The 19,528-nt window shown below is 35.7% G+C and carries 18 protein-coding genes and 2 pseudogenes; 10 read left to right on the top strand and 10 right to left on the bottom strand.

The window, feature by feature from the left end; translation table 11 throughout:
• Window positions 1-9: 9 nt before the first annotated feature.
• Complete coding sequence (locus tag ACFPRA_RS21960; protein ID WP_381439487.1) at window positions 10-1,182, top strand: hypothetical protein; 1,173 nt, start codon at window positions 10-12, stop codon at window positions 1,180-1,182.
• 423 nt (window positions 1,183-1,605) lie between these two features.
• Here the strand turns inward: ACFPRA_RS21960 and ACFPRA_RS21955 are convergent, their stop codons facing one another.
• The 8 genes and pseudogenes from ACFPRA_RS21955 to ACFPRA_RS21920 form a co-directional block, all read right to left on the bottom strand.
• Entirely contained in the window at window positions 1,606-1,770 is a 165-nt protein-coding gene (locus ACFPRA_RS21955; protein WP_381439484.1) for a transposase domain-containing protein, read from the bottom strand.
• Between the two features lie 30 nt (window positions 1,771-1,800).
• Window positions 1,801-2,421 (bottom strand): annotated as a pseudogene (locus ACFPRA_RS21950) (IS66 family transposase).
• Window positions 2,399-2,590 (bottom strand): IS66 family transposase zinc-finger binding domain-containing protein, encoded by a 192-nt coding sequence (locus ACFPRA_RS21945; RefSeq protein WP_381439482.1) that lies wholly within the window; start codon window positions 2,588-2,590, stop codon window positions 2,399-2,401. The pseudogene ACFPRA_RS21950 and the gene ACFPRA_RS21945 overlap by 23 nt, the downstream one beginning before the upstream one ends.
• Before the next feature lie 563 nt (window positions 2,591-3,153).
• Window positions 3,154-3,375 carry an IS66 family insertion sequence element accessory protein TnpB gene (gene tnpB / locus ACFPRA_RS21940; RefSeq protein WP_381439480.1) on the bottom strand — a complete coding sequence of 74 codons (222 nt, stop codon included), beginning with the start codon at window positions 3,373-3,375 and terminating at the stop codon, window positions 3,154-3,156.
• Between the two features lie 868 nt (window positions 3,376-4,243).
• Window positions 4,244-5,059 carry a hypothetical protein gene (locus ACFPRA_RS21935; protein ID WP_381439477.1) on the bottom strand — a complete coding sequence of 272 codons (816 nt, stop codon included), beginning with the start codon at window positions 5,057-5,059 and terminating at the stop codon, window positions 4,244-4,246.
• A gap of 684 nt (window positions 5,060-5,743) precedes the next feature.
• Entirely contained in the window at window positions 5,744-5,872 is a 129-nt protein-coding gene (locus ACFPRA_RS21930; protein WP_381439475.1) for a hypothetical protein, read from the bottom strand.
• A gap of 94 nt (window positions 5,873-5,966) precedes the next feature.
• Window positions 5,967-6,500, bottom strand: a complete 534-nt coding sequence (locus ACFPRA_RS21925) for a hypothetical protein (protein WP_381439472.1) — start codon at window positions 6,498-6,500, stop codon at window positions 5,967-5,969.
• 98 nt (window positions 6,501-6,598) lie between these two features.
• Window positions 6,599-7,447 carry a hypothetical protein gene (locus tag ACFPRA_RS21920; protein WP_381439470.1) on the bottom strand — a complete coding sequence of 283 codons (849 nt, stop codon included), beginning with the start codon at window positions 7,445-7,447 and terminating at the stop codon, window positions 6,599-6,601.
• Window positions 7,448-8,416: 969 nt separating this feature from the next.
• Here ACFPRA_RS21920 and ACFPRA_RS21915 point away from each other — a divergent pair.
• On the top strand, window positions 8,417-8,800 hold the full coding sequence (locus ACFPRA_RS21915) for a hypothetical protein (RefSeq protein WP_381439467.1): 384 nt from the start codon (window positions 8,417-8,419) through the stop codon (window positions 8,798-8,800).
• Window positions 8,801-9,378: 578 nt separating this feature from the next.
• Here ACFPRA_RS21915 and ACFPRA_RS21910 read toward each other — a convergent pair.
• Window positions 9,379-10,611, bottom strand: coding sequence for an acyl-CoA dehydrogenase family protein (locus ACFPRA_RS21910; RefSeq protein ID WP_381439466.1), 1,233 nt, complete (start codon window positions 10,609-10,611; stop codon window positions 9,379-9,381).
• Window positions 10,612-11,554: 943 nt separating this feature from the next.
• Between ACFPRA_RS21910 and ACFPRA_RS21905 the strand changes: the two genes are divergently transcribed.
• Entirely contained in the window at window positions 11,555-12,082 is a 528-nt protein-coding gene (locus tag ACFPRA_RS21905) for a sigma-70 family RNA polymerase sigma factor (RefSeq protein ID WP_381439463.1), read from the top strand.
• The gene (locus tag ACFPRA_RS21900) at window positions 12,072-13,073 is read left to right on the top strand and encodes an LCP family protein (RefSeq protein WP_381439461.1); all 1,002 of its coding nucleotides are present in this window, start codon (window positions 12,072-12,074) and stop codon (window positions 13,071-13,073) included. The genes ACFPRA_RS21905 and ACFPRA_RS21900 overlap by 11 nt, the downstream gene beginning before the upstream one ends.
• 866 nt (window positions 13,074-13,939) lie before the next feature.
• Here the strand turns inward: ACFPRA_RS21900 and ACFPRA_RS21895 are convergent.
• Complete coding sequence (locus tag ACFPRA_RS21895) at window positions 13,940-15,133, bottom strand: multidrug effflux MFS transporter (protein ID WP_381439458.1); 1,194 nt, start codon at window positions 15,131-15,133, stop codon at window positions 13,940-13,942.
• A gap of 264 nt (window positions 15,134-15,397) precedes the next feature.
• Between ACFPRA_RS21895 and ACFPRA_RS21890 the strand changes: the two genes are divergently transcribed.
• The 6 genes and pseudogenes from ACFPRA_RS21890 to ACFPRA_RS21865 all read left to right on the top strand — a co-directional run bounded on the left by ACFPRA_RS21890 (window position 15,398) and on the right by ACFPRA_RS21865 (window position 19,189).
• Complete coding sequence (locus ACFPRA_RS21890) at window positions 15,398-15,526, top strand: hypothetical protein (protein ID WP_381439456.1); 129 nt, start codon at window positions 15,398-15,400, stop codon at window positions 15,524-15,526.
• 147 nt (window positions 15,527-15,673) lie between these two features.
• Complete coding sequence (locus ACFPRA_RS21885) at window positions 15,674-16,294, top strand: hypothetical protein (protein WP_381439454.1); 621 nt, start codon at window positions 15,674-15,676, stop codon at window positions 16,292-16,294.
• A 409-nt stretch (window positions 16,295-16,703) separates the two neighbouring features.
• The gene (locus ACFPRA_RS21880; protein WP_381439452.1) at window positions 16,704-17,342 is read left to right on the top strand and encodes a YczE/YyaS/YitT family protein; all 639 of its coding nucleotides are present in this window, start codon (window positions 16,704-16,706) and stop codon (window positions 17,340-17,342) included.
• A 152-nt stretch (window positions 17,343-17,494) separates the two neighbouring features.
• Complete coding sequence (locus ACFPRA_RS21875; RefSeq protein ID WP_381439450.1) at window positions 17,495-18,034, top strand: VanZ family protein; 540 nt, start codon at window positions 17,495-17,497, stop codon at window positions 18,032-18,034.
• A gap of 286 nt (window positions 18,035-18,320) precedes the next feature.
• Window positions 18,321-18,636, top strand: a pseudogene (locus ACFPRA_RS21870) (PadR family transcriptional regulator).
• The gene (locus ACFPRA_RS21865) at window positions 18,623-19,189 is read left to right on the top strand and encodes a DUF2812 domain-containing protein (protein WP_381439447.1); all 567 of its coding nucleotides are present in this window, start codon (window positions 18,623-18,625) and stop codon (window positions 19,187-19,189) included. Before ACFPRA_RS21870 ends, ACFPRA_RS21865 begins: the two are co-directional and overlap by 14 nt.
• The last annotated feature ends 339 nt before the right edge of the window (window positions 19,190-19,528 follow it).

Here is a 19,528-nt window from a genome sequence, read left to right as displayed (position 1 = left end):
GTGAGTTGTATGGGAGAAAATAAAAACAATGCTAGTAAGGAGAAACCTGTTAAAAAAAAACAATCTAATATACCTTCAGGATTTCTGCTTGAGTATCGAATAAAAAGACTTCTATTTCATATGGGATACTTTCCTAAAATGGGAGTTGTAATGAAGACTTCGCAGGAAGAAACAGCGGTTGAAATAACCGATTTGGATGTATATGGAATATACATGCATAAAGACTTTACCAGCAAAACACTTTGGGCAGATTGTAAATCTGGAGGAGCAAAAGTACATGATAGAATCATGTGGATAAAGGGTGTAATGAATACAATCAAAATAAACGATACAGTTTTTGTAAAGAAAGGGGTAAGAACTGAGGTAAAGCAGTATGCAAGAACATCTGGAATACAAATACTCGATTTAGGTATGTTGGAAAAATTAGAGAAAGATTACAAAATTAGTGAGGAATACTGGGCTGGCTCTTGGAATCCAGAGATACAACATGATCAACTAGTTACTCTGTCAAAAATCGATATACCTACAAACGACACATATAAAAAGATTGCAAAATTTATATCAGCTGATTATTGGGCGATAGATTCTTATTCAAGAATCAAGAAAATAATAACTGCTTTGCGCGAACTTTCCATGGTTTTAAGCTTACCAATTTCTGATGAACAATTAACGTCAGTTAGGTGGGCCATAAATGAACTTATGGGCTTATTTTTACTTGCAACTCTGAACGTATGTAAGGAAGTGTACTATTTTACAGATAGTGAAAAAAGGGAGACTGTTTATGAAGGTTTAGCAGCTGGGGATGTTTCAAATAAGAAGAGAAAAGAGATATTTGATGCTGCATTTAGAGTAGCTTACAGTGTAGTCCAAAGCCAAATTCCTGACTTTAAACCGCCAACTCAATTACCACCTATTAATTTGACTCCACCGAGGTATACTGAAGCATTTTTAAATTTAATATCGAGAATAACTAATAACCCATTAAATTATTATGATTTACTTAGATTTATTGATTTTTCGTTAATGGAGTACGATTTACATTCAAGAAAAATAAATCATGATGTTTTGAAGAATATGTTTATCAACTATGCTGATTTGACTATAGGAGCCAAAACATTATTTCATTTCGTTTCCGAGGTAACTGGGATACCTCGTTCATACTTTCAATTGCTTGATAATTAAAGAACAAGATAGAAATGGCTAATTGAGTTACCCTGTTGGCGATTTTGGAGATGTTAGTTATAACCAAACTTATTATAGAGTAACATGTCCATTTCCATCTAAGTGGGCGTATAATCTTCTCCTAAATATGTTGAAGTATCAATAGAGGTGAAGAAGAAATTCAAATATATTTTATTAGGCTTGGTGATTGGATTTCTCATACTGTAGACAAACTCATTGAAAATTGAGTTTGCCTACAGTTTTTTGTTTTAAACTAGAAGTAATCATAATCTTGAGGTGACGAATGCTTTCAAAACATAATCTCATCTGTAAGCCCGTAATATAAAAATGAGTGCACCTTTTGGTACGCACGATGAATAGCCATCTACCTGAGTTTTTTCGGATGGATGGCTATTTTGTACATGTCTCTTGGATAATTTTGGATCAAGGCGTGTAATCATTTAAAATTTCAGGCTGCTGATGAATCGGTAAATTCGGTAAGTCGGTAAATAGTCTTACTAAGTATTCATAGAAATCGATACCGTTTGCTTTTGCTGTTTCGGCCAAGCTTAAACAGACAACGTTGGCTTTCGCTCCGGCCTCCCTCACAGAGAATAGCCAGTTTTTTCGGTTATGTTCTTAAGCACATAATTTCGTCACATTTGGACGAATCGCATTTTCTGCTGGAATATTATCGATTCCAATTCGACCATTGAATAGAAAAACTTTTAATTCGTTAGCTCGTTTCAATGTGTATTCAGCGGCTTTAGCTAAGGCACTTTTCCCGAAGAAAGGTGATTCATCCACCCACTTTAGGAATTCCTCGACAATCGGCTTTGAATATTTTTGACGTGCTTTTCGACGTTTTCCCAGACGAGGTTTTTTGAATTGGCGCTCTAAACGATACAGCCAATCGCAATAATCCACTCAGACTTGTCCCTGTTTGCTATCGGCTTTCAGCCAATATCGCCGTACATGCGCCCAACAGTTGGAGAACGTAATATTAGGTAAATTCCCATAGGCAGAATAGCCAGCACAAAGAATTGTTCCTTTAAAGTTCACAGTGAAATCTTCTAATACAGAACGGCTTCTCGATAGAGAACTTTGAAAAAGAATAATCGTTGGCCCTTGGCATGGTACGCTACGGAAAAACTAATTATAAGCGTTAGACTGACCCGACTTGCCGTCTGATCGATTGATAATTTGGGCATAGGTTTCATCCACGTGTAGAATAGATTTAGCCGTCAATAGCTGTTTCATAAACTCGAAAACAGGCGAAAGGCAATCTTTTGTTGCGCGAATAACCCAGTTCGGCATTCTTTTTACATTGCTTGCACTCATAAGCAGGCTCGATATGTTGAATGCGCATCATATTTGCTGGAATGAATTTTGCTTCTTCACGTACAACTACTGCCCCAGCTTCAGTCATTTGGCTTTGGCAACAGTCGCATTGGGTAAGTTCAGGATGGTGATGGATTTCTTCAATTTCGACGCTATCGCCAAAAGAATCATTTCGTTTTTTAGCGTGTTGCTTGCGAACAACGGTGTATGTAATTGTCGTTGTGCTTTGTTCTTCCGTGCGCTCAGAATCAGTAAAAGACGAGTCGGCACCAAATAACGAGCCTTGCCCGTCGGGCGCATTGTATTTGGATTTCTCACTTTTAGATCCATATAGGAGCTTAGTTAAATGCGAGTGGGCGATTCAATTTATTTGGAAAGATCTTTATTCTGCTGATTCACAACAGCTAATTGATCCTCTATAATTGAATGATTTTTCCGTTGAAGATTCATTTGCCATATCACTCACCGCTTTCCATTCCGTTTTGTTCCTTTCATTATAGCGAGTTCGAATAACGGATGAAAGATGAATTTTAGAATGTACCTTTTAACGATGGTTGAATCACTTTTGGCTGTTGAAGTAACAAGCCTTCTAGCAGAGTTCCTGTTAAGTTCTTTACTTCCTGTTCATTTCTTGGTCATTGCAGTTTCCCACTATCCAATTCGTTTATACAACATCGCGAAGCCGTCTCCATCGAAATAAAGACATTTATAACGATCTTTTTTCCAACCGGCAAAAAAGAAGATGGAATCGATGTAGGAATCAAGCTCGAAAGAGTCTTGAATCAGTGTAGCCAACCCATCAATTCCTTTTCGCATATCGGTTTTCCCACAGACAATATAAATGTTTTGAACGTTTGTATAGTCCTGTATCATCGATTAATCAGCTCCCTTGTGACAGTCTGGATGAGACGCTTTTCCACGCCGTTTTGGAAGGTGACTTCGGCTTGCCAAGTTTAATGGTACAAAATCCGGAGGGATTAGAGGATACGGCCGGCCGGTAGGCCGTCATTCGGTACGGGATGCAACGTTACGGGCACGATGGTCAATGGTTCTGGTGGCATTAGGAAAGCACCTCCTTTAAATTGATATATCGTTCATACTAGGAGATGCTTTTCAAAATATGCGTTGTTTGATTGGGGGCTTACTAAACACTGGTATTATAGCGTTTTACGAGTTGGCGGATTCAACTTCTAAGAAATCGTGTGAATGCAGACGTATCGAGGGGGTGAAGGATAAAGGAATTGAACAGAGGACAAACTTCTGGTCAATACTTCTTTTTCGTCGTATGGAATAAAAAAATGAAGGCGCGTTGTTGATGGAATTTATGAATGCAATACCAAGGGAAGAACGTTAAAAACGTGTTCATTCTTCAGTCGGCATGGCTGCTATCGATGGCGGGGAACCAACGGATTTTACAAAAGGATTATTAAAGCAATACGAAAATGGTGAGGTTCTGGCAAAGCATTTACAACAAGCGAATATTGAAATATATACAAAGGGACTTAACTAGTTATTTTCAATAGAGGACATTGATTTAAACCATTTATAAATCGTTACTTTAGATCTGTCATACTAGCGGCTGAGTTCACTCATAGAAGTACCAGATCTGTAGGGCTAGACAATTTTTTGTTTAAATTCTTGGTTATAACGTCTTTATTTTATTCAAGACACGTCCTTTCTAATTTCAGAATAGCGACTTAACCAATTCATCCATACTAGTACCAGTAATAGAAAGGGCATTCTAGATATTTTTATAGTGTTTTTTGGAAATGTATATATCTTCTATATCAGAAAGCTTAATAAATATTTTTCCATTAGAACTTACTTGGGGAGTTCCGTATACGATCACTGGGACTCCGTTATTCCATGAACCAGATTTATAAGGAAGACTATTCCAAATGATATCTGCGACAACATCATCGAGTAAAATACTTAGGTTACTGTTTGAGTTAGTATTTAGCCATATTCGTTTATTAGAGCTTCTAATATACCCGCAGTAAAAACCTGTCCTATTATGGATATTCATTTTATCCCAATCAATGAGTATTTCTTTTAACTGAAAAATATTGTTGTTTATATATATTTTTAATCCTGTATTAGATAAAGCACCTTCTAAATGCTGATTTAATATTTTTCGTAAAGTTTTAGGTTTAGTAGTGTTTTTTACAGGATCAAGCGTATAGGAATTTCTATTGTGACCTTTTTTTGTTCCAAGATTTATGGTTCCTTGCGCTTGAGTATTAGAACTAGCTGTTGTGAAAAAATTTGTTTTCAGTAGCTTGACTGCTTGTGGATTGGCAATTATTTTAGATACTTGAGTATTTCCTGGTTTATTTGATACAGATTTTGATGAATTTTTTTTTGAACAATTACCAATATGTTTTGCAGAAAAACAAGGGGGTTTATTGTCCGTAGAAGCTTTTCGGAAACTAGCTTTACCTTTACATTCAACACATTTTAAATGTTGCCTAAGGAAAGATTTATTTGGTTCTGGTAGTAAATTGAAATCGAAAGCATTATATGTAGTGTTATTTGAAGTGCATAATGCTGTGTCCATATTTTCCTCCTTAGTAAATTTATTGGCGTAACCCTGAGTTGTAATTCTATTTTTATAAAATAGATAATTATAATTAGTTACCTGTTGTCTCTTTCAATTCATTTTTTAAGTAATAACTTAACGAAATTGTAAATGAAATTCCCATAAGCTTGTATTGCAAATCTGCATAGATTTGAAGAATGGATTCTATTTTCTTCAATTATACTATTGATTCAAGTACAATTTTTAACAACAATTTGAAGTGCCGCACAACCATATTGGCGTAATGTCTCATGTGCATCTGGTAGAAATTCCAATCAAATTTCAAAAGATTGGATTACTCTTGTAGAATAAGTAGAGTTTTCGAGAAAACTCTACTTATTCCCTAGCTCCTAAATTTTTATTAAACAAAACAATGGTCATTTACAATCGTTGCATCACGCATATGTGGACCAATCCAAATACGACCAAATTTTGTATTTCTAAAGTGACCTCTCACCATATGTGCTCTTCGATAATGAGCTGATATTTTGCACATAATCTTACCTCCCAAATCAATATTTTTTCTAAACACTCAAAAAAATATTTGCTTTGATTACTCAGGTATAATATAATGTTACTCTACATAGTTTTATGAGTGTTTAAAGTAGTTTTCCGACTACTTGTTACTAATCCTAAATGGTTGCAGCCATTTGGGTTTTTTTGTTAATGGCAACGATCTTGATGGGATTTCAAAATCTTACCTGCTTTACTTTGTTGAGACTTTGTTGATTTTTTACTACTTAAAGTCTTCGCCGCTTTTGTTAACTTTCCACCAGAGTGCTTCTTACCCATGTGCTCACCTCCCTTCGAAAATCATTGATATAGATTTCAATGTAAAAATTGAAACCGATTTTATTTTTTAGGAAGCCATTTAGGCTCCCTGATTTTAAAACAATGACTTATATACGAACTGTCTGCCACCCTCAACGAGATACTCTTCCTCTTTTATAACTAGACGTTTTTTGTAGAGATTATTTAAATGAGTACTCATTAAATTTAACTGCTTCCCATATTGATCTGCTAAATCACGTGCAGTTACTTGTTTATGCTTATAAACTTCATGTAAAATTTCCGTTAAAGCATTTGATAAATTTCCTAAGAATTCATACGAATCACCTAACTTTGCTACTAACAACTTATTACTAGCTTGTAAGGAACGATTAATATTAAATACATGTTCAAATTCATCGATTAAATTAGTAACATACAGATATTTAGTTGTCTCATTAGCAATTACATAATCAAGAACTTGTTCCAAAATTTCATCAATCCCAGAACTATTTATCGCCCCTATGTTCTTAAAATCATAATAATAAATAGTATTGGTCGGGCCTTGTGAAATTTCAGAAACTATTCGATTTTTTATGTCAGTTAGGTGGTTTCTATTAATCAAGTGCTTAAGTTTATTAAGCTTTTCCATATTAATAGGAACTCTATTAATTTTAGACACCTCCTACCAAACCGTCTTCAATCTCATTTTTGAAGTCAATATAAACTTATATCATTTTATAAGTTTTGTCAAGCGATTTTGATTGTAAAATCATAGAAAGTACCTTTGTACTTAGACGTCTTCTTTTCTAAAACTATATTATCTTCTTTAATTTTATAAATATTTTCACCCGTTTTCAAAAAAATGGTCGTATCTGAAAATATCGGATCGTATGAGTTTGCCCACATATTTTTCAAACCCTTTCCACCGGGTATATTTTCTCTAGTTGAGTTACCCAATTTAAAAGCTTTTTTCAAAATACGAAGTGGCTCATGTATATGAGTTACTTCAGTTTTAAATTTATTAATAATTCCGATCCCATCATCGATAATTGCCATCCTAATAGTGTTACTCTTTTTATAGAATTGTATAGCTACATAGCCCGTGCTTTCACTATGATCTAAAATATTGTTTGCAAGTTCAGTAACTATATTCATAATGTTATTGGTAACTCTACTTGAAACCTTATTAGAAAAGATTTTGTATATACAATCAGTCAAATTATAAACATCTTCTGTTTGAGTAATAGGTGTAATTTCGAGTAGGACTTCACTTAAATTATTTCTCTTTCTATTTCTCAAGTAATTTAAATCATATCCATTTAAAATTTCATCTGGTAAAAAATTAAAGAAGTTCATTCTTTCAATATAAGATAGTAGTGCATTTGGGGTTTTATTAAAATCTATAATTACTGGCTTTAATTTGTTTAAATTCTCTAAACCCACTAATAATGAAACCATTCCAAAAGGATAGGTAAATGATGTTGAAGACAAATCCACAACTATATTTTCATTAATGCTATGCATTTCACCAAACAACTCGCTATTCATGTTATCTATAACGAAAATATTATCTAATTTTTCTGGAATTAGGATCAAGATATTCACCTACTTATTTATGTTCACTATCTAATTATAGTATACATTAAAAGATGAAGTATTCCGCAAATAAAAGTATAAAAGTAAATATTTTGCTCACTCAGCTTCTTAATAATTCACTAACAACAGTTAGCTTAAGTGTGAGTGACTGGTACCTTTATAACTTCAAGTTCTAAAACCTTTAAAACACGTTTTGCTGTTACCATTATTTGCTCAAGTAAAGGAGATTGTTTAAATTAGAAAGTTGGGAATAAGTGGATTAAACGGAATGCTTGGGGTATGAAGGGGCGGCAGAGGTGCTTGCATCACACATCTTATTGTGTTCAATATTAAAGAAGCAACAGTATGTCATCTACATACATTGTGAAATCCTTTTACCTACAGGTGAAACATCCTTTGTCTGTTATACCTATGACTATAGAGGGGAACTAAAAGAAGTTACACTGAAACGTTTAGTCGAAGCGAATTTCACCTCGACTGATTCTATTCTCAACAATTAAGCATTATCGATACTAGAAAAATTTGAACAGTTTATGCAAAGAGTTGAGGCATTTACTGGACTTGATGTTCGTGATGAGATTGCTCAATTGCTCGCATTTGATACGCTTATTTTGGATGATATAAAAATAATATCTTATTTTTATATCATCCAGTTGAGAAATGGAGACTAATCGCTCCGATTTTTGATAATGGACTTAGCCTTTTATCGGATGAAAAGGATTATGCACCTGGCAAACCACTAACGATTTTAAAACGACAAGTGAAGGCAAAGCCATTCAATTCAAGTTTTACAAAGCAACTAGCTTTATATAAAGGTCCGGCGTTTATCAATAAAACTGCCTTGCTGCATCCACTGGAAACGATGGATACCGATTTCGGTCGGGCGAAGCAAGTACTTCTTTCGCAAATGAATAACCCTATTTTTGCTCATCTGTTCTTTGAAGGAAGTGATACCAGTGGTTGATTATTATGAAGTTTGATGTGATGTGGATGGATGAAGTCATTGCGCGTGTAGACTTAAAACCTGCAAATGGCGGAACACCGTACGTTATTAATTATAATAATGATTTCAATAAGCAGTTTTCTCCGAATATGGAAGGACATATCACAATTAAAGAGTTGGAGAAATGGTTGAAATGGCGCACTTTTCCTCCTACCCGTGCCAATGCCGACGAACTATTGGCAAGTCGCGGTATGCAAGCGTATAATCGTTGGGGCATTGTTCGGAAAACACATGGCGTGATGGCGGATGATGAAATTTGGCTGCGATTTGAGGGAGAAACACTGAAGCATAAGGATGTGTGTTTACGGAAGGACCTTTATTATCCTGAAGAAAATTCTTTCGCTGAATGATCGTGACGGAAGAGAATATTGCTTCTTGATTTTTAAAGTAAAAAATCGCTCCTGTAGACTTGGCACTCAGGGCATGATGCAGCTTAACATCATAAATTACGGAGACGACTTCATCTTTTAAATGGGGTCGTTTTTTTGTGCTATACACATCATGGATTGGGCGTTACTTAGTTTTATGAAAATATTGTTGAGTATTTTACAGTCGTTGTCTAGTTGATCGATAGCGTTGTTGAAAATGGCGCCTGTCACTCGTTTTGTACAAATTTCATACTCCAAAATAAGTAAGTGAGTTACTGATTTTCGTATGGCATAAAAGAGAATTAGTAATTAGGCTGTGGCTGGGCAAGTGATATTATGGAGTTTGGTTTAATAACGACTTTGACTGGGGCAATGCGGCATGTTTGATTGTGGGCTTACATATCAACAAACTTTCAGCGAATAAATGGCATATTATTTCAAAGGAAGAATTACAGACTTACTGAAAAAGTGATTGAAGTGAATGGTACATAAAAAAAAGAGTAGCCCCCAATATCTGTCCTATTGGGGGCTACTCCTATATCAATAACTTCAAGGTAACATTAAACTTCATCCATCCATGGAACATCAATCAGTGTGCGACCGATCCATTCTCGCAAGACTTCGTTAGTAGGTCCCATGAGAGCACCTGCCCGACCATCACGTAGAAATTTCTCAACTTGTCCAGTTAAATAACCGCGACCTCCGGATACTTGCAATGCTGCATTTGTCACAGTGATGACCATATCAGCAGCATGCGTTTTTAGCTGCCAAAGCGGGTAAAGGCATTCGGAAAGTTCCAGTCCTTTTTCCTGGCACCCGTCTAACGCTTTTGCCGTGCGATACAACATGCTTCTAGCACTGTCAATCAGGATTTGAGATTTGGCCAATTCATGACGAATGACTTGATAACCGGCTACGGACGATCCCGTGTCTGCATGAACTTTCTTTTTAGCACTGTAGATTGCTGCATTCAATGCACCCTGTGCAATACCGACCCAGCAAGCTGCCGATCCTAGCAAAAAGAGCGGATCGACCGTGTTATCATTATAATAGCCCGCTCCACCTTCGCCGCCAATGCGATTTTCAAAAGGTACTTGCACATTTTTAAATTTCATCGGGCCACTTGCGTTTCCACGCAGTCCCATTGCTGAGAAAGAAGACGATTCAATGCCTTCTTGATCTTTTTCGACAAGTAAATACATAAGGTTGTCCTTATCATCTGAGTCAGGAAAAGAAGTTGCCACAATATAAAAATCGGCTTCACCGCCACTAGTCACAAACGATTTGTCAGCATTCAACAAGTAACCGTTTGCATTTCGTGGTGCCTCGCTGACCACATTCCAAAAATGTCCCCCAGTTGCCGGTTCACTAAAAGCAAGAGCAGCAATATCCCCCTTTAAGACGCCTGGGATATACTTTTTACGTTGTTCCTCGGTTCCTGCATCATATAGCGTGTGTACGGTCGTCGTGTGCATCACCCAGCACATCGCGGACGATGGACAATATTGAGAAAAACTTTCGGCTAGGACTGAAAATGCAGTAAAGCCTTGTTCTAGCCCACCCGCTTCTACCGGTATTGTCACAGCCCCGTAGCCTGCATTGGCGATTTCCTTCAAGCTTTCACGCGGAAATCTCCCTTCCAGATCCGAACTGATAGACCGTTGAAGTAGTTCTTTCTCTCCCAGTAAATGAGCTAGCTTTTGCAACTCTTCAAAGCCTTCTGGACAATTCCACCATGACGGGATATTCATTACTCCACTTTTTTCTTGTACTGCTACTGTACTTTGTACCAAGTGCCCTCACTCCAAATTTTTTAGTAACCTACTTTTGGATGTGATTGAAAATAGTAAGGATGGGTATTTGCAAAGGAAGTAGGTGTTCACCTACTGTTCGTTAATTAGGTACTAGAAATCTCTAGTACAATGCGGAGATTAGAAGAAATAAAGATTAAGAAACGTTCGCAGATTAACATTGCAAAAAAAACAAAAGCAACCCCATAATGTTTAGATTAAAATTCTTAACAAAAGTAGGCTCCTAGTATATGTTAACATACTTTACGAAAAATACCACACCCGTCTGTCAAAAGGACTTTTACCTTCAATCTAACTGTGCACAATGAAAGATTACATATTCCTCTCTCTAACATCGACGAAAGACAAAAAAAGATAATTCATACTGAAATAATAATGAAAACATTTTTTCACTATTATTATAAATAGTGTATCGATTCAAAATAAGAATCACTGACTTGCTAAAAAAGAGCAGCTTCCATATGAGTCGTTTTTTTGCATTATACGCATCATGGATTGGGCGTTACTTCGTTTTATGAAAATATTGATGAGTATTTTACAGTCGTTGCCTAGTTGACCGATAGCGTTGTTGAAAATGGTGCCTGTCACTCGTTTTGTCAAAATTTCATACTCCAAAATAAGTAAGTGAGTTACTGATTTTCGTATGGCATAAAAGAGAATTAGTAATTAGGCTGTGGCTTAGCAAGTGATATTATGGAGTTTGGTTTAATAACGACTTGACTGGTGCAAGGCGGCATGTTCATATAGAGCGGGTATAGGCTATAGGCGCGGGTAATTTTCACACTTATTTGACACATAACCACATCAACCTTGTCGATTTTGTATTCGCCTATTGCCGGTAAAATATTTTTTAAAGAAATGAACCTACTATGATTTGATAATCGTCTAATAGCAGAATTCGAAGTAGTTGAAAGGGAGGAGTAGGTTGGACAATGAAGAAAAAGATTTTCTATTAGAAAAAGTGATGATTGAATTTGGTAATGAGTTGGTACGATTGGCATTTTCTTATGTGAAAGATACAGAGACTGCTAAGGATATGGTTCAAAATACGTTTATCAAATGCTACAAAAACCTTGATTCGTTTCGATTTAACGCACAAATAAAAACATGGCTCTATCGTATAACAATTAATGAATGTAAAGATTATTTAAAAAGCTGGAATTACAAAATGGTACAGGTGAAAAGCTTTATAAATGAAACAGCAAAGTCAATATTACCATCAACAGAAAGAACCGTTATCGATAAATACAATAATGAGGAAATAAAAGACACGATCTTTTCTCTTCCAAAAGTGTATCGGGAAGTAGTTTATCTATACTACTATGAGTCATTAAAGACAGGGGAAATTGCCCAAGTCTTGGATATTTCAGTTAATACAGTGAAAACTCGATTAAGAAGAGCAAAACAAAGATTAGAGCCAATGATAAAGGAGGCAGGACTTAATGAAAGATAAACGATTAAGGGACAAATTATATAATGCGACTGATCAAGATTTACGTTTTACGAAAGAAGACCGTAATGAAGTGTTTGAACAAATTCATAAGCTGGAGAAGAATAATATAAAAAAGAAAACATTTGGTTATTCTTCAAAAAAATTTGCTCCACTTACAGCTTCTTTATTAGTAGTAGGCTTGTGTATATTTTTGTTTATGCCATCGATTCTTCCTGGAAACTTTATTACTGAAAATAAGGAAGGGAATGCAAGTGAATCAGTATACAAAGAAGACGCGTTTTTAACCACTCTATTAACGGTGAAAGATGATAATAATAGAGTACCCATTAATCTTTTACTTACTTATAGTAAAGATAAAAAGACGATGAAAGTTTTATCTATCCCTCGTGATACTTATGCTCCAATCTTGGATAAGCATAATGGGACTACTTCATATGATAAATTGACATTTGCTTATGATTACGGTTCAGGAGGCGCTGAGAATGTAAGAACAACAGTTTCTACGCTGTTTGATTTACCAATTGATTATTATGGTGTAATCGATTTAGAAACCCTGTCTTCAATGATTGATTCAGTGGGTGGTATAGATTACGACTTACAAGAAGATATTCAAGTAAGAGCTATTTCTCAAGTGGCATTTGAATTCAAAAAAGGGACGAATCGTTTGAATGGAGAAGAGGTTGCGGCATTAATAATGGATGCTACAGTGGGAAGAAACCTAAATGAAGAAGACCAATTAAACCTCATTAATGCAGTTGTAAATGAAACAATTAATGTATTACCACAAACAGAATTAAAACAATTTATGACTCAAATAGAAGGCGATTTACCAATTGAAAAATTATTAGAGAATAAAATGGAACTTCCCTCGATACAATCGGTATCATTAATCGACGGAATGATAGATACAAAAATAGATGATGCTTATTATATTAAATTTGAAAAAGATTTTTTACAGTCCGTTTCAGAAGAATTAACCACCTTTAACTAAATAGATATTGAATAAATTCGGAGTAATCTTTAATGGTTTATGGATTTGGTTATATGCTGAGATAAGATAAACCGAAGAGGAAGACAAATGGGCATATCGGGGGCTGGGACGTTTGCTACAGCAATTGTTTTATAGACAAGAGCTGGAAATGTTTACGCTCTTCTATTTTTTGCCTCTTAAAATAACTTACGGTGAACCTTATTCATAACAGTGGGAATTGAATAAGGTAATATTATTCCGGAGTCGGATATTGAATGATTTATCTCATTCATTATCCGTTTTTTGATTCAACAGATGGGAGTTCCTTGGAGATTTAATTGTTTTGCTCATTGATAGAGATAGTATTCGTTTAGGCCTACTAACGGGGGAGCACCCGAAAGAGTCGGGGGGAGTAAGAACCTTTATTATCCTGAAGAGACTTCTTTTGCTGAATAATCGTGATGGAGGAGAATATTGCTTCTATAGACTTGGCACTCAGAGCATGATGCAGCGTAACATCATAAATTACGAAAACGACTTCATCTTTTGAATGAGGTCGTTTTTTACGTTATACGTATTATGGATTGGGCGTTGCTTAGCTACCCAAATGCTTCCAAGGAACTCTCATAAATCCTTCCGTTCTCCAAAACCTTTTTAAAAATCTTTGAAACTTTTGCTGAAAGTCCTCGTCTGTACGTTACTTGACATCCGCCGGAAGCCTAACTTGAATCAGAGGGAGTTTGGACTCCCTCTGATCGAAATGCATTCTGGCATTCATCCCGCCACTTATGGAAGTGGGGCACTTCTGTAGCTGACGCTTCGCTTTCAGTACAAAAAGATTTGCTGAATCAAGTTAAAACGGTGCAACTTTTTTTAGCATCACGATATTATTCAAAACATCGCTTCTTTTTATAAAGTAAGGGTAAGCTTATTAAAAGCATAACAATCCCTAGTGCTAAAAAATATAGTGGCATCGCAAGGACTGTTCCGTTATGGAAAAGGCTCATACCATAGATTATAGCGCTGACGAGTAAATAATAACCTAAGCTAAATATCGCACCCGCAGAACCAATGACGTCTTGAAAGTCAATGAGCGCTAAGCTTAAACAGTTTGGTAAAGCGGTACCTGTACCAAATAAAATAATGAACACACTAACAATCATGGTTGGCATTTGTAATGAAATCGGTAAAAAATGTACCGATGTAGCGAGCAATGTACCGATGAGCATAATGGCTAATCCGCGTACGATAATCTTCTCAGGTTTTGTGTGGCTAACGAGTCGTTTAGATAGCATCGCACCTGCGATAGAAGCGAGCGCAATGATAATGCCTAAAAAACCATACATCGCACTTGTTAGTGTAAAGTATTGCGTAAAAATAAATGGTGCTTCGGTATAATAGCTAAATAATATACCGTTAATACCGCCAATTAATACACCGTAGCGCCATAGACGCGCATTTGTAATCATGCGCTTCACTATTGGTAGTATAGGCTTCATTTTGATTGTAGTAAGCGCTGTTTCAGGTAAGCGTAAAAACGCATAGCAAAATACAATAACGCTCATAGCAACTAACACCAAAAATACGACTTTAAAGCCAAAATAATAATCGGTAAAGCCACCGATTAACGGGCCAATGGCAGGTGTGAAGGCAAGGGCAGCTGAAATTTGAGCAAACAATTTATGACGCTCAACACCAGAAAAGCTTTCACGTAAAATCGTTTGTGTCACGATAGAGCCAACACTTGCACCAAACGCTTGAATAAAGCGTGCGACTAATAAAACCGCCATTTCATTTGCTACTAAACACAGTATGTTACCAACAAAATATAAAAACAGCCCATAAAGCATTGCTTTGCGACGACCGATTTTATCGGATAAACGTCCAAAGAAAAATACTCCGAAGGCAAAAGCGATAAAATACACACTCATCGTAAGCTGTGCATCACTCATAGAAGTTTCAAATGCTTCTGCAATAGAAGGTAATGATGGGCTAAAAATAGTTTCACTAATTTGTGGGAAGCCTACTAGTACAATCAGTAATAATAAGCTAGGTGTTTTGTTTCCGATGTTTTTCTTCAAAATAATCCTCTCCTAGATAATTATAGGTTTGAAAGAAAAACATCGTTGCTTGGGAAATGGTGGCTTCACGAGTTTAATTTTTTCTAAATCACTCATGAATTCACTTCCTTTTAATTAAAAATACGTAAAAAATTATACCATCCAAAGGAGTCAAACGGTGCAACTTTGTTGAAAAAGGTACGACTGTATTTGCAATCCACATATAAAGTTCATTCTTTGTAAAATTCTATTGATTAGGTATATCCCTATAAGCTGTGGTGTTAAATGGAAGGAACAAGGGCAGAACGGAAAGCGGTGAGCGATATGGCAAACGAATCTTCAACTGAAAAGATCATTCAATTATTGGAGGGGCAATTGGCTGTCGCCCATAATCGCGTTCCCGTGAAGTATTGAAAAGCTTCATTCATGGCTACAAAGGGACCATCATTATTTTCATCCTCCCTTTCTCCAAAATTCCAAAACCTATTAAAAACTCTTTGAAACTTTTTCTGGAAATCCCCGTCTGTACGTTGTTTGATGGACAGGTGGAGGTATCACATCATGAAATTTAAAGGATTAGCAATGGCGCTACTGGCAGGGATCTTTTTTGCAGGATGCACGAGCGGAGCCGAGGAGACGAAGGTTGAAAAGCAGAAAGAATATATCGAAGAGGGTCTGGGCGGAATTAAGGACTACGGGCAAGTCACAGTCATTAGCGAAGCTAAGCCGTTCGTACTCGAAGAAAATGAAAGTCTAAGCTATGAGTTATCTGGCGTAAAAATAATCAAACTTGAAAAATACACTGAGCATGCTGAATTTCCATTAACATTAAAGCATGGCGTTCTTGATATCAATGAGGTGCCAGAGTCGCTATACATGGTTATTGGCACGGAGAAGATGAAAAATAAAACTGACAGCTCTATTGTGTTTGGTGGTGCCTATAAGATGAAGGAAGGCAGTAATATGAACGTCAACATCAACACAGAAGATATATTGTTTGGTGATGATTTTGGCGCAGTGATGGTTAGTGGTGCTGATCAAAAATCTCAATTTGCAGTGGTCATCAACAATCCCGAAGTGACGACACTAAGCTTTACATTGCCAAGCGCTTGGGATGAAAAAAACAACGAAGAAGACATACTAGAAGAGCAAGAATTCACAATGGGGTTCATCAAAAAATAAACCTTTGTTTAACTGACAATAAATGATGAAATCTAATGTCTGCCTCTACTGTGGCACGTGTTATATGGGCTTGGAACGTCTGAATGATTTGGGATATCGAGTTCTAAAACAAAGCTAAAACCTCTAGATGGTGGTACTTTTTTTGATGCTCAAATCAAATAAGATTAATCATACGACCTTCTAATGCAAACAATTGGGAGGTTTTTTCTATGGCCAGAAGTAAAAAGCATGGAGTATGAATAAACCTCTAATAGTGCACTTCTTTACGCTCATTGTCATTAGCGAACATTTCTTTCATCATTAACTCCTTAATCAAAAATTTTGTTGCAAATACAACAAATAGAATATATATTAAATTTAACTTGTTTTTGTTGTGTTTACAACAAAAACGATGAAAAGGGTGAGTAAAGTGAAATATGCTTTTTATGTATTAGGAATTTTGATATTAACCCTTGGTATTTCTTTCACCATACTATCAGACCTTGGAACATCCCCTTTTGATGCACTTTTGGTGGGCCTATCCAAAAACGTAGGATTAACGGTAGGAAGTTGGGAAATCATTCTAGCTTTCATATTGATCGGTTGTAATGCATTATTAAAAAGACAAAGACCTGAAGTTTTGGGGTTGGTAACAGCATTTATAACGGGTATTGGTATTGATATGTGGCTGTTCTTATTGAACAATGTGGTCTCACCTGAACTATGGTTCGGCAAAATGGTTTGTTTTGGAATCGGATTAGTCGTTATCGGATTGGGAACAGCAACTTATTTACATACAAACTTTGCGCCGATTCCTGTTGACCGTTTAACGTTAATCATACAAGAATTAACGAGAACCAATGTATTTTTTTCAAGGACATTGATCTATCTTGTATTCTTGATATTGGCATTAATTTTCAAAGGGCCCATCGGCATTGGAACTGTATTAACCGTTTGTTTAGGGGGGATCATATTGAATTACTTTATGCCAGTTACCGGAAAAGTGATAGACCATGTATTAACGCACTCAAGTACATCACCACATTATGATAAGGAGAAAAACCATTAGAGTTACCCATTTATAAATTGATTGCCCGTATCTGAAAGAACAGGGGTATTCAAAGATAATACTCCAAGCTATAATTTATTATTTAAGAAACTAGGGATTCAATTGTAAAGTAGGATGAAAGCATAGATTGTAAGTAGGAATTGGGGATTTATATGGAAAAATCAAAAAGTAGCCGAAATAAAATAACTGCCGGTTTGTTGGCTGTATACTTATTTGTTTTAACATGGATTATACTTTTTAAAATGCAATTTTCATTTCAAGACTTGCGGCATTTCACGGATTTTAGGGGAATCAACTTAATCCCTTTTGCTGGTTCAGTTATTAAAAACAATCAAATAGATATTGGTGAAATCATCTATAACGTACTTGCATTTATTCCATTTGGAATTTATATCAGTATGCTAAAACCAAATTGGTCTTTCTTGAAAAAGATTGTACCAATAGCGGGCGTTAGTTTGTTATTTGAAGTATTGCAATTCACCTTTGCCATAGGGGGGAGCGATATAACTGACCTTATGGGGAATACATTAGGTGAAATGATTGGAATTGGGGTTTATATTGTATTTCGTAAGCTGTTTAGTACAAAAGCAAATAAAATCCTTAATGTTTTAGCTTCAATCGGAACGCTGTGCATTTTTGTATTAGTGTTGTTATTAATGATTGGAGTTATTAGGTATGGGAATTATAGCTAATAGATGAATGGAAACACCGGACAGTATTAACGTGTTGAGGCTTCACTTTTAGGAAATTTATACTGTGGGCGTAAGCACGCCATTTAATTGAATAAGATTAACCTAAAAAGTCGATTTTCATATGTAATAGAAATCGACTTTTTTGGTTAAATTTCTTCATTTGTTATGGAGGGTTTATTTTAAGTTCCTCCGATGAACATTAAAAATGCAGTTGACTATTCAGTTGAACTGTATTACATTATTACTACGTTTAACTATATAGTCAGACTGAATAGTAGGTGAGAATATGAAACATAAATTATTACCGTTGTCTGAAACTATGCATTATATTTTATTAGCTCTGCGTGAGCCACTTCACGGTTATGCGGTGATGCAAAAGATAGAGCAAATGAGTAATGGCAACGTAGTTTTAGCGGCAGGAACTTTGTATGGTGCAATTGATAATTTGACCAAACATGGTTGGATTGAACCGGTAGGACAAACGGGTAGACGAAAAATTTATAACATTACAGACGAAGGAAGAACCATTTTAACGATCGAGCAACAAAGATTAAAGCATATTTTATCTTTGTACGAGGAGTGAAGAAGGTGAAAAAATATAAGGTTTTTTTAAATATTGTTGAAGAAGAGAAATGGCTTAACGAGCAATTACAAAAAGGCTATCGCTGTACAAATATTAGTGGATTAGGAATATACACTTTCGAAAGAACTGACAAGAGATATGTAATGCGACTCGATTATCAAGATTATTTACCTGAGAAAAAGTTTGTGGAATACAAAGGAATATATGAGGATTTCGGTTGGAATTATACAAAGGGGTCCTGGCTAAGTGGAATACGGTATTGGCAAAAAGAAGAGGATGGTCAAAATGAAATCTTCTCGGATCGCCAATCAAAGGGTAATTATTATAAAAGGATAATGAGTTATTCATTTTGGTTCGGTTTGCTGTGTTTAGTTTTTTCTCCTATTCCTTACAAGGATTCAGGATTGTACCATGAAGGTCTTTGGAGTATGAAAAGTTCATTATTTTGGAAAGCGTTTTTATTTGAAACTCCATTTGTTCTTTTGAAGTTGCTTCCCGCCTTTATGTTTGTTTTCTTTGGTATCAGTTTCTATAAGGCTTATCGAAAGCATTCAATGTTAAAAGAAAAATAATATGTTAGGGAGTTAAGTGTGAATTTTTTTAGTGCGATATCACGAACCGTATCGAGAAATAGATAAGTGCGGGGAATGATAATAAGAAGATAATTAAGAGTAACGTGTTCATATTGACCCCATCTTTATATTAGCTCTATTGACCTTAAGAACGTTTTGTATTCGTTCTAGGAGGGAAAATCAAGTATGAAATATCAAAAAAAGAAGAGAATATTTAAAGGTCCAAACAAATAATTTTTAAATTGTTACGCGAAAAATGTATTCCGTGCATTCGACCAACCGATCACATTTTGTTGTTTGATTTGGATGCGATTGATAAGTGGTTAACTGTAGAAAGCC

The organism is Sporosarcina soli (assembly GCF_042655805.1).
In the GTDB taxonomy this organism is placed as follows: domain Bacteria; phylum Bacillota; class Bacilli; order Bacillales_A; family Planococcaceae; genus Sporosarcina; species Sporosarcina soli.
This window is presented reverse-complemented; position numbering and strand designations above follow the sequence as displayed.